The 11,517-nt window shown below is 43.5% G+C and carries 12 protein-coding genes; 8 read left to right on the forward strand and 4 right to left on the reverse strand.

Translation table 11 applies throughout. The features are described 5' to 3' along the window. The first annotated feature begins 115 nt into the window (after positions 1–115). The gene (locus tag L2748_RS19155) at positions 116–526 is read left to right on the forward strand and encodes an META domain-containing protein (RefSeq protein WP_220778674.1); all 411 of its coding nucleotides are present in this window, start codon (positions 116–118) and stop codon (positions 524–526) included. Between the two features lie 96 nt (positions 527–622). Here L2748_RS19155 and L2748_RS19160 read toward each other — a convergent pair whose 3' ends face one another. Both L2748_RS19160 and L2748_RS19165 read right to left on the reverse strand, forming a co-directional pair. Further along, positions 623–1,921 carry a dicarboxylate/amino acid:cation symporter gene (locus tag L2748_RS19160; RefSeq protein ID WP_220778676.1) on the reverse strand — a complete coding sequence of 433 codons (1,299 nt, stop codon included), beginning with the start codon at positions 1,919–1,921 and terminating at the stop codon, positions 623–625. 170 nt (positions 1,922–2,091) lie between these two features. Further along, entirely contained in the window at positions 2,092–2,391 is a 300-nt protein-coding gene (locus tag L2748_RS19165) for a hypothetical protein (RefSeq protein WP_220778678.1), read from the reverse strand. A gap of 157 nt (positions 2,392–2,548) precedes the next feature. Between L2748_RS19165 and L2748_RS19170 the strand changes: the two genes are divergently transcribed. Then, a complete protein-coding gene (locus tag L2748_RS19170) occupies positions 2,549–2,992 on the forward strand; it encodes a GNAT family N-acetyltransferase (RefSeq protein ID WP_220778679.1) in 444 nt (147 codons plus the stop codon). An 82-nt stretch (positions 2,993–3,074) separates the two neighbouring features. On the opposite strand, the gene L2748_RS19175 is transcribed toward L2748_RS19170, so the two are convergent. Both L2748_RS19175 and L2748_RS19180 read right to left on the reverse strand, forming a co-directional pair. Beyond that, positions 3,075–4,442, reverse strand: a complete 1,368-nt coding sequence (locus L2748_RS19175) for an L-serine ammonia-lyase (protein ID WP_220778683.1) — start codon at positions 4,440–4,442, stop codon at positions 3,075–3,077. Between the two features lie 128 nt (positions 4,443–4,570). Further along, the gene (locus L2748_RS19180) at positions 4,571–5,923 is read right to left on the reverse strand and encodes an SLC5/6 family protein (RefSeq protein WP_220778685.1); all 1,353 of its coding nucleotides are present in this window, start codon (positions 5,921–5,923) and stop codon (positions 4,571–4,573) included. Positions 5,924–6,493: 570 nt separating this feature from the next. Here L2748_RS19180 and yjjX point away from each other — a divergent pair. The 6 genes from yjjX to L2748_RS19210 form a co-directional block, all read left to right on the forward strand. Further along, complete coding sequence (gene yjjX / locus L2748_RS19185; RefSeq protein WP_220778687.1) at positions 6,494–7,033, forward strand: inosine/xanthosine triphosphatase; 540 nt, start codon at positions 6,494–6,496, stop codon at positions 7,031–7,033. A gap of 93 nt (positions 7,034–7,126) precedes the next feature. After that, a complete protein-coding gene (locus L2748_RS19190; RefSeq protein WP_220778688.1) occupies positions 7,127–8,068 on the forward strand; it encodes a bifunctional helix-turn-helix transcriptional regulator/GNAT family N-acetyltransferase in 942 nt (313 codons plus the stop codon). Positions 8,069–8,247: 179 nt separating this feature from the next. Beyond that, complete coding sequence (locus L2748_RS19195; protein WP_220778691.1) at positions 8,248–9,291, forward strand: NADP(H)-dependent aldo-keto reductase; 1,044 nt, start codon at positions 8,248–8,250, stop codon at positions 9,289–9,291. 97 nt (positions 9,292–9,388) lie between these two features. Beyond that, positions 9,389–10,600: a cysteine desulfurase gene (locus L2748_RS19200; RefSeq protein WP_220778693.1), complete on the forward strand. Its 1,212-nt coding sequence runs from the start codon at positions 9,389–9,391 to the stop codon at positions 10,598–10,600. A 348-nt stretch (positions 10,601–10,948) separates the two neighbouring features. Continuing rightward, positions 10,949–11,260, forward strand: a complete 312-nt coding sequence (locus tag L2748_RS19205) for a transposase (RefSeq protein ID WP_220778695.1) — start codon at positions 10,949–10,951, stop codon at positions 11,258–11,260. Positions 11,261–11,286: 26 nt separating this feature from the next. Next, positions 11,287–11,517: IS3 family transposase (locus tag L2748_RS19210; RefSeq protein ID WP_338091015.1), on the forward strand; the 231-nt coding region annotated here is incomplete at its 3' end.

Raw genomic sequence — 11,517 nt, forward strand, 5'->3', positions numbered from 1 at the left:
ATGATGCGTTTCTGCAAATGAAACCGCCTTTTATGCTGATTTTTTTACTAATCTTAAGAGCGATAAGTATAATATACTCACAATATACTGATATTAATCACCTTGGATCCATAAAATGATAAAACAATCTCTCATCGTTGCAGGTTTACTATTGGGTTTAGCTGCTTGTCAGTCGACTCCAACTCAAGTTGAAGATTTAGCCATCGAAGGTACATGGCATATTGAATCTGCAGCAGGCCAACCTGTTATTGATTACAGCCCAGCAGAATTAATCTTTGCAGCCGACGGCAAATTAACCGGTAACAATAGCTGTAATAACTTCTTCGGTAACTACGTGCTAAATGGTCAATCACTACAGTTACAACCTGCTGGTAGCACAATGAAAGCCTGTGTTGATGCATTAATGGCGCAAGAGCAACGTGTGATGCAAGTGATGCCTGAAGTGGTTCAAGCTGAAATGGCTAAAGGTAAGCTTGTTCTTAAAGATGCTGACGACAAAGCGGTTTTGGTATTAAGCAAAAAGTAATATCTCTTACTCAATCATAAATGTTGCAGACATAAAAAAACCGCCTAACGGCGGTTTTTTATGGCTAACTCTAATAGCAGCCTGTATCAGCAGCGATTAAGACTTAAGCTTTTCGGCCATTTCAGCGCTGTCTTCTGCGTTAGCATTGTAATGTTCAACGTCAATCTCGCCTTCTGACTTAGCAATCACAGTCGTTGCAACTAAGTCACCAGAGACGTTGACGACGGTACGAGCCATATCCAAAATACGGTCGATACCCGCGATTAATGCCACGCCCTCAAGTGGTAAACCCACAGTCGTTAGCACTAATGTTAGCATCACCAGACCTGCCCCCGGCACACCTGCGGTACCAATCGATGCCAAAGTCGCTGTTAGAATAATAGTGATGTAATCAACCCAAGTTAAATCGATACCAAAGGCTTGTGCCACAAACAGCGCAGTTACCCCTTGATAAAGCGCAGTACCGTCCATGTTAATGGTGGTACCCAGTGGCAGTACAAAGCTGGATATTTTCTTGTTTACACCCAAGTATTCGCTAGCACATTTCATACTTGCAGGCAGTGTACCAGCAGAGCTTGATGTGGTGTACGCCACAGCAATCGCATTGCTAATGCCTTTAAAAAACTGCAGTGGATTAAGCTTAGCAAATACCACCAATACAAAGCTGTAGAAACCAACAACATGCAAGAAACAGCCAATATAAACGGCAACAATCACTTTGATAAGCGGCATCAACATATCAACGCCATATTCACCAGCGACCCATGCCATCAAACCAAATACGCCGTATGGTGCAAGCTTCATGACTAAGTCAGTCAGCTTGTACATAGCCTCTGCTAAACTTTCAAATACTTTAATTGCAGGTTTACCATGTTCGCCAATAAGCACTAATGCAATACCTAATGCCACAGCAAACACAATCACTTGCAAGATTTGACCACTCGCCAGTGCCGCAACAGGGTTAGTTGGTACGATATCAATCAAGGTTTGCATAATCGAAGGCGCTTGCTTAATCGCTTCTGCAGATTCGTGCGGAACCATGTCTAAGCCAACGCCAGGCTGCATGATATGACCAACCGCTAGACCTAAGGTAATAGCAATTGATGTTGTACCTAGGTAGAAGGCAAACGACTTAAAACCAATACGCCCCATTTTGGCGGTGTCTTGCATTGATGTTACGCCAACAATCAATGAACAAAACACGAGTGGAACAATTAGCATTTTGATCGTATTAACGAATAAAGTGCCAATTGGCTTTAAGTAGGTGGCCTGCTCGCCTAAACCGATACCGGTTAAAATACCTAGCAGCATACCTATCATGATTTGTAACCATAAAGGCACAGACATCCAGCTTGACCACACTTTTTTAAAAAGTGAAGGTTGTTGATTCGACATATTTAGACCTTGAAACAATGGTAGGGAGGACAGCCAGCAAAGTGCTAGCCTAAAAAATAACGCGGCAGTTTAGCATACGCTGCAATAGCTAGAGATGATCTATATCACGCTCCACTGGACCATAGATAAAATGCAACAATAACCACATACTCACTGATGAATCGATAATTTTAGGCGTCTAATTTTGATTTTTTGTGATTTTTAGTGAAGTGCATTTCATATAATGCAGCAGGCGGCTGCTCTGTTTCCATAAGATAACTCCAGTAAGCGTCATCAAAGCCAGAGAAAAACGCTTTTCCTTCTGCTCGTAATATTAACCACCACCAAACGGTCCCCCACATTCCAAGCGTTAATAGGGTTAATAAGAAGTGCCAGCCATGCCTAATATCTTGTGGATTACGCCTTAGTTGGTGACGACAGCGCATATTCGTTGCTGCGGCGCTTGCGTGGCTTGTTTGTATTTTTTTCATCGTGCCTCCAGTTGTGAGCTGGTCATAGAAAAAGTCTAGCAGAGTTAGACTTTAGTCGAATACTAATTAGCAATAATTTTCTGCGATGAGCTAATCAGCATGTAAGCTTGGTTTCGCTTCGTGCTAGAGTGAGCGTAAAAAAATAGGAAACCCATTAATGATTATTCGTAAAGGCCAACAAGCAGATCTACACGCACTCGTTAACTTTAACCAAGCCATGGCACAAGAAACCGAAGGCTTAAGTTTAGACGGGCAAGTGCTAGAAAAAGGCGTTAACACCTTACTGACGTCACCAGAGAAAGGCTTTTATTTAGTCGCTGAAATTGACGGTGAAATTGCCGGTTCACTGATGGTGACCTTCGAGTGGAGCGACTGGCGTGCTAAAGATTACTACTGGATCCAAAGCGTGTATATTCGCCCAGAGAATCGTCGCCAAGGAATTTATGGCAAGCTTTACCAAGCCGTAAAAGACATAGCTGCAGACAACGGCGGCGCAGCCAGCTTTAGACTCTATGTTGAACAAGAAAACACTAAGGCGCAGCAAACTTATAGTGCGCTGGGTATGGAGCAAAGCTACTACTTGATGTACGAGCAAAAATAAGCGATCAATTCTCAAAATCTAGACATGAAAAAGGCCATCAGTTGATGGCCTTTTTGCTACTTACTTGTGTTGGACACAAAAGTTAACCGCAGATGCTGGTTACTTTAATCGCCAAACCGCCTTGGCTGGTTTCACGGTACTTAACGTGCATATCTTTACCCGTTTCGTACATAGTCGCGATCACTTTGTCTAAGCTCACTTTTGGTGCGCAGTTACGACGCATCGCCATACGTGAAGAGTTAATCGCTTTAACAGCGGCAATCGCGTTACGCTCAATACATGGAACCTGTACTTGGCCAGCAACTGGGTCACAAGTTAGACCTAAGTTATGCTCCATGCCAATTTCAGCCGCCATACAGACTTGCTCTGGGTTTGCGCCCATGATTTCAGCCAGACCAGCAGCAGCCATTGAACAAGCTACGCCGACTTCACCCTGACAACCAACTTCTGCGCCAGAAATAGAAGCGTTACGCTTGTATAGCGAGCCTACTGCAGCAGCTGCTAGGAAGAAGCGCGTGTACTCTTGCTTACCAACAGGCTTAATGAACTTGTCATAATAAGCCAATACCGCAGGAATGATCCCCGCAGCGCCGTTAGTTGGCGAAGTAACCACACGGCCACCAGCAGCGTTTTCTTCACTTACAGCCATCGCAAATACGTTGATCCAATCAACGATTTCCATTGGGTCGCTAGATAAACGCTCACCGGTTAACAACTGGCGGTAAAGTGCTGGTGCACGACGAGCCACTTTAAGTGGGCCAGCTAATACGCCTTCAGTTTGACAGCCTTTGTCAATTGCTTGATGCATGGTAGACCATACTGCACCAAAGCCATCGTAAATCGCTTCTTCGCTGTTGAAACACAATTCATTCTTAAACATGACACTGCTGATGCTTAAGCCAGTTTCTTTACAGGTTGCTAAAAGCTCGTCTGCATAGTTAAACGGGTATGGCACTTCAACTGGGTTTTCAACTTCTTTGCCAAATTGTGATTCTTCAACAATAAAGCCACCGCCAACTGAATAGTATGTCTTGCTTAGTACAAGCTCATCACCATTGAATGCGTGCAACATCATGCCATTTTCATGTAATGGTAATGCATGGCTGTGGAAAATCACTGCGTCGTGACCAAAGTCTACTAGCTGCTTTTCGCTACCCATAGGTAATTTCTGAGTTTGTTCAACGTCAGCAATAAAACCTGGGATTGAATCAATATCAACGTCATGAGGTGAGTTACCACCTAAGCCAACAATGATTGCGATATCAGTGTGGTGACCTTTACCGGTTAACGATAAAGAGCCAAAAATTTCTACACTCAAACGTGTCACTTGTGCAAATTGACCCGTTTGACGAACATCATCGATAAACTCTTTGGCGGCCTTCATCGGCCCGACAGTATGAGAGCTCGATGGACCCACACCTATCTTAAAAATATCAAATGCGCTAAACATAAAAAATCACCTCGGAAAAAGAGGAAAAGCCTGGAAAGAATCCAGGCTTTATCAAACATAATGGAACTAAAAAACTGGACGCTTTAAGGTGCTCACATGCAACCTTTAGGCGCCCAGCTATTATCTATTTAAGATACTAATCCAAATAGAATCGCAGTCATTGCAAGTAGACCTGCAATCACAACGAAGATGTTGCTGAAACGACCACGGTATGCAGCTAAAGCTGGCACCTTATGAATCGCATACATTGGCATTAGGTAAAGGATAGCCGCAATGATTGGGCCGCCTAATGCTTCAATCATACCTAGGATGCTTGGGTTAATAACAGCCACGCCCCAGATAGTGAAGAACATGAAACCTAAGATGAACTTGTTCATTTTAGAATCAGAAACTTCTTTACCACTTGAACGTAATTGCTTAGTGATTAGACCTTTCATGCCTTCAGTTGCACCCATATAGTGACCGAAGAAAGAAGAGATAATCGCAACGAAAGCAATGAATGGACCGAAGTAGCTTACAAATCCACTCTCATGTACGTTCGCCAAGTAAGAAAGAATTGGCAAGTTTAACTCTTTTGCTTCAGCAAGCTGTGCTGGCGATAGTGCTAGTACACATGAGATTACGAACATCATCACGAAACCAACCAACATCAATGTGGTGTTACGTAAGATAACGTCTGCTTTACGTGCTGCATTAGCGCCGTGCTCACGCTTTAGTGATACAGAGAACTGTGAAATCGCTGGCGAGTGGTTGAATGCAAAAATCAATACTGGAATGGTTAACCAAACTGTACCTAGGAATTCACCTGCTGATGGTACAACTTCTAGTGCGTCCATCTTCCAATCTGGGATCAAGTAGAAAGACATGAATGCTAGGATAGCAACTAATGGGTATACCAATAGCTGAGTCACTTTAAGCATCATTTTCTCGCCCGCTACCATCACAGACATCATAGCAATGATAAGACCACCAGATAGCAACCAGCGTGGTACACCAGACACTTTATCCATGATCTGCACGCCAGCTTCAGTCAGCATAGGCGCACCATCAGCCGCTAAACGTGGAATTTCCACAAAGATGTTTAGCTGGTTAACGATAAAGCTTTCAACTGTGTTAGTAATACCTACACCGTAGATCAAAACGATTGGGTAGATAGCAAAGAAATAAAGCAAAGTAATTGCTTTACCCGCACCAACACCAAAGTGCTCTTCTACAACGTGAGTAATATCGCTACCAGGCTTGCTTGATGAACAAACAAAGCGTGATAATCCGCGGTGAGCCAGGTAAGTCATTGGACCGATGATAGCAACCATCATCATTAGTGGCCAAAAACCGCCCATACCGGCGTTAATTGGTAGGAATAGAATTCCGGCACCAACAGCGGTACCGAACAAACTCAACATCCAAGTCGTATCTTGACGTGTCCAAGGCATCGACTTAGTCGTTGCCGCATCTTTTGTTGTGATCGCGTCTTTTTGCATTCTTGTTACCTTGATGGTGCTGAGACACACCAGTAAATTTTGATCTCAGGAGTAATTTCGCGGTTAAGAATATCCTAATGCATGCGCTAAAAATTGATCTGGGTTCATATTCTGTAATTGATTTTCAGATTGTAACCATTTTGGGATCCAGATCTCTTTATTCATGTAATAAGTTTTCATTTGGTACGCACAAAACCAACCTAATCGAACCTTAAATTAACATTAATGTCACGTAAATAATGAAATGCTGATATAAAAGCTCACGCTGCCGAAAATTGCAGGCGGACATAAGTCACAAAAATCCATTTTTACCGACATCACCCAACAAGTCCCTCGCAATCCTTGAAGCAGGTCACAGCTTTTCAAGGCGAGTTTAAGCTTGTGATTAGATAAACTAATGCAAAAAACATGTAATTTTTTATCGAGCAAAAGTTAACCATAGTTGAGTTATTGATTACTCGGTTAATTTTAGGTGATATTTGTGCCTTATCTTACAGGTGAAGCGTGCGCAAAAATGCAATACAATAAAGCCATTACCTACACCTGTTTTAGTAGAGAAATACAATTAAAATGACAGACACAATTAAGGTCATCGTTGGTTCAACAAACCCGGTTAAAGTGGGTGCGGCTCAAGCGGCTTTTACAACACTCTTTCCAACAAGCAGCATAGAATGCCACGGCGTTGATGCGCCTTCTGCTGTGGCGGATCAGCCAATGACTGATGCAGAAACTAAATTAGGGGCAATTAACCGCGTCAAATTTTGTCAAACTAACCATCAGGCTGATTACTATATCGCGATGGAAGGCGGCGTCGATCTATTTGAGCATGGACCAGCCACCTTTGCTTATATTGCGATCGCACATCAGTCTCAGGTTACGCTTGGTCGAGGTGCCCAGCTTCCTCTTCCTATGCAGGTATACCAAGCCTTAACTCAAGGTCAAGAACTTGGGCATGTAATGGACAGTATGTTCAATACCGTCAACATTAAGCAAAAAGGCGGGGCAATAGGTCTACTCACCAACGGCAACGAGACCCGCCAAAGCAATTACACGCAAGCAATTATCCTGGCTATGGCGCCCATGTTGCACCCAAACTTGTATTTAAATTAGCGTTACCTTTATTATTTTCAACTTAAGGAACTTGATTTTAAAAAATAGTCCTCGTAAGTTAGGTGTTACCCGCAACTAACTTAGAACTGTTCAATGAATCAAGCTCTACCAGATAGTCCTTGCGCCGCTTCTCAGTTACGCCGCCTTTCTAGGCAGCTTATTCGCCAATTGGGCTTACTTGATGCCGCTTGTGGTAGCCAACCGTTATCACCTGTTCAAGCTCATACATTAATTGAACTTGGACAAAGCCAGTATTCGATTAAACAACTGGCAGAAATTCTCAATATCGACAAGTCCAATGCGAGCCGAGCAGTCAGCCACCTCGTCGATAAAGGCTTTGCTAAGTCTCAATCCAACCCCCGAGATAATCGCAGTCTTGTTGTACAAGTTACACCTAAAGGTAAGAGACAGCTGGTAAAACTGAATCATCAACAAAACCAGCTATTCAGCGATATTATGGCTCAGTTACCACAAGAACATATTGCAGAACTAGAGCTGTCACTCAGCCGTTATAACAAAGCATTAGTGCAGTCTAAGGTGCAGCAGGGTTATCAGATCCGAAGTATCAGCGCCGACGACAATGGACAAATGGCAGCTGTGATCCGCCAAGTGTCAGCAGAATATGGCTTAACCGCAGATAAAGGCTATGGCGTTGCAGATAAAACCTTAGACTGCTTAAGCGAGGTCTACCAAGCTAACAATAGCCATTACTGGGTGATAGAACTCGACGGCAAGATCTTAGGCGGTGCTGGTATTGCCCCACTTGCCGGTGAAGAGAATATTTGCGAACTACAGAAAATGTATTTTGCGAGTGAATTACGCGGTAAAGGCTTTGCTAAGCGCCTTGCTCTACAGGCAATTAATTTTGCTACTGAGCAAGGTTTTTCCGATTGCTACTTAGAGACCACTGCCAACTTGATCCAAGCTATCAAGCTGTATGAGTCATTAGGTTTTCAGCATATCGATAGACCGCTAGGTAATACTGGCCACAATGCTTGTGAAATCACTATGCTCAAGCCATTAACGGCCAGTTAATCGATTTATCTGCCTCAGCATTCATACTTAAGATAAGCATATAGTTTTTATAGTAAAAGCTTGCTAGCCTGCAGAATAGTAATCAACAGGTGCTCCTTGGTTGGCTCAAAATATTACGTTCTCGCTGAGTCACCATAACTAATTGCTACCAAGTACTATTCAGATATAAGAGGTTTTTTATGCAATATAGACGTCTTTCGCATTCAAGTTTACATGTTAGCCAAATCTGTTTAGGTACCATGACTTGGGGTGCGCAAAATACCCAAGCACAAGCGTTTGAACAGCTCGATTACGCTATTGGTGAAGGGATTAACTTTATCGATACTGCTGAGCTGTACCCAGTACCACCTGAAGCTGAGACTCAAGGTGAAACCGAACGTATTTTAGGTAATTACCTCAAGCAAAGAGGTAATCGCGACAATCTTATTATTGCCTCTAAAGTGGCAGCTCCTGGTGGTAAGAGCGATTATATTCGCCCTAATATGGCTCTAGACTGGCGTAACATTCACGCCGCGGTCGATGCGTCACTTGAGCGCTTGCAGCTCGACACTATCGATCTTTACCAAATCCACTGGCCAGACAGAAACACTAACTTTTTTGGTGAGTTAAGCTACAACCAAATCGATGAGCATGAGAAGCAAACCCCAATTATCGATACCTTAGAGGCGCTGGCAGATCTGGTTAAGTCTGGAAAAATCCGCTATATCGGTATTTCAAACGAGACACCTTGGGGATTTATGGAGTATCTGCGTTTAGCCGAAAAACATGACTTGCCTAAAATTGTCTCAGTGCAAAACCCTTATAACTTGCTTAACCGCAGTTATGAAGTGGGCATGGCGGAAATAAGCCATCGCGAAGAAGTGCCATTACTGGCCTACTCGCCACTGGCATTTGGTGCACTGTCGGGTAAATACCTAGATAACCAGTGGCCAGAGGGCGCAAGAATGACCCTGTTTAAACGTTTTGCACGTTATACCGGTACGCAACTGGCATTAGACGCCACTAAAGCTTATGTCGAACTGGCGCGCGAGTTTAATATGAGCCCTGCGCAAATGGCATTAGCCTTTGTTAACTCAAGAAAGTTTGTTGCCTCGAATATTATCGGTGCCACCAATCTTGAGCAGCTAAAAGAGAATATAGACAGTGTAAATTGTGCTATTTCTCCCGAGTTACAGTTACGCTTAGACGAGCTAGCCCTGCTATATCGCCTGCCCTGCCCATAAAAAATCCCCAGTTTTAACAGTCTAACCTTGCTTTAGGCGCACAGATCTTACAAGATCGATGCGCCTTTTTACTTTTCAACTATCTCGGATCAGATTAATGGATCTCTCAAGCCTGCGGTCACAATTTCCAACGCTCGCGCAATCTAATGATGGCTACTCTCTGTGTTACTTAGATACTGCAGCAACCAGCCAAAAACCGCAGTGCGTAATAGACGCCATGAATCAGTATTATCATTTAGATAATGCCAATGTGCACCGCGCAGCACACCAGCTATCAGCTCGTGCTACCAGCCAATATGAAGCGGTGCGCGATAAACTGCAGCTATTTGTTAATGCCGAGCGCCGGGAAGAGATTATTTTTACCCACGGTACCACTGAATCCATCAATATGGTGGCCAATGGCTTAACGGCTCATATTAAAGCGGGTACTGTGATCTTAATTGATAGCGCCGCTCACCACGCCAATATTGTGCCTTGGCAAGAGCTAGCTAAACGCACAGGCGCCATCATAAAACCTATCCCGCTAACCGCTGATTGCCGACTTGATGTCAGTGCATTCGATGCATTACTTAGCCAAAAACCTGCCATTGTCGCCCTAAGTCATGTATCCAACGCACTGGGCACACTTAACCCAGTTAACGAGCTTGTGGCTAAAGCCAAGCAAGCTGGTGCAATAACCTTAGTAGATGGCGCGCAGGCCATTGCGCATCTCACCGTTGATGTACAGGCTATTGGTTGCGACTTTTACGTGTTCTCCGGCCATAAAATGTATGGCCCTACTGGTGTTGGTACTCTATATGGGCGCTTTGAAGTGCTCGATACATTAAGCCCGTTAATGACCGGCGGCGAGATGATTAAAAGCGTCAGTTTTGAGCACACAGAATTTAATATTCTGCCCAACCGCCTTGAAGCTGGCACGCCACCGATTGCAGAAGTGATTGGCTTAGGCGCAGCAATAGACTTTATCAATGGATTACCTCGCTCAGAGCTGCATGCTGCAGAGCAAGCGCTATTAATCTATCTACAACATGAACTAACGGCATTGGGAGATGTGGTACTTTATGGCGCGCATACAGACAATATTGGCGCTGTGGCATTTAATTTAGCCGATGAGCATCACCAAGATGTGGGGATTTTGCTTGATCAACAAGGTATCGCCGTACGCTGCGGTCATCACTGCGCCATGCCACTAATGCAAACTTTAGGGTTAAAAGGCTGCTGCCGCGCATCAATTGGGGTTTATACTAATAAGGCCGATATCGATAACTTCATTAATGCGATGAAATCGGTAAAAAACTTGCTGCTGTAATAGAAGTGGCTATTGTAGGCCAGCATTTATATCGTCATCCTAGATGGGCTAAAGCCCAACCTACATAAGACAGAATGCAGGTGCTTGGTTTTAAAAAACTAAAACGGTAATTACTGAGTAAAGACACAAAGCAAAACCATTTTAGCCAAAATGTAAGGTGCTTAGTTTTAGAAAAAACTAAAACGGTAATTACTGAGTAGAGACACAAAGCAAAACCATTTTAGCCAAAATGTAGGTCGGCATTTATGCCGTCATATTAGATGGGCTGAAGCCCAACTGTAGTGGCATAGTGAATTTGGACACCAAGATGTAAGGGGTATAATCCCCATCTAAACACAAGGTGAACAAATGACCCGTAAATCAAAACCAACTTATACTGCTGAATTTAGATTAGAAGCCGCCCAGTTAGTAATAGACCAAGGCTATACAGTTAAAGAAGCTCACCTGGCTATGAACGTAAGCCGCTCTGCAATGGAGAAGTGGGTTAGCCAGCTCAAGAAAGAGCGTCGTGGTATATCCAATCGAGCCAATCCACTTACTCCAGAGTTGATTAAAATCAAAGAGCTTGAGAAAAAGATTAAACGCATTGAATTGGAGAAAGAAATACTAAAAAAGGCTACGGCTCTCTTGATGTCAGACTCAATCAACAATTTGAAATAATTGAAGAAATGCAAGAGAGCTACGATGTGAGTACTTTATGTTTAGCATTTTCGGTTCACAGAAGTAGCTACTTTTACTGGCTATCAAGTTCAAAAAACATTAACGCTGATACACTAGCTCTAGAGATCGAGGTTAAGGCAATCCACGCTGAAAGTAATGGTTCTGCCGGAGCTAGAACCATTGCAAGTATAGCTACCGAACGAGAATTTCCCTTAAGCCGATATCGGGCTGCTAAACTGATGAAAAAGCTGGAATTG

The organism is Shewanella sairae, from assembly GCF_023283535.1.
Classification (GTDB): Bacteria; Pseudomonadota; Gammaproteobacteria; order Enterobacterales; family Shewanellaceae; genus Shewanella; species Shewanella sairae.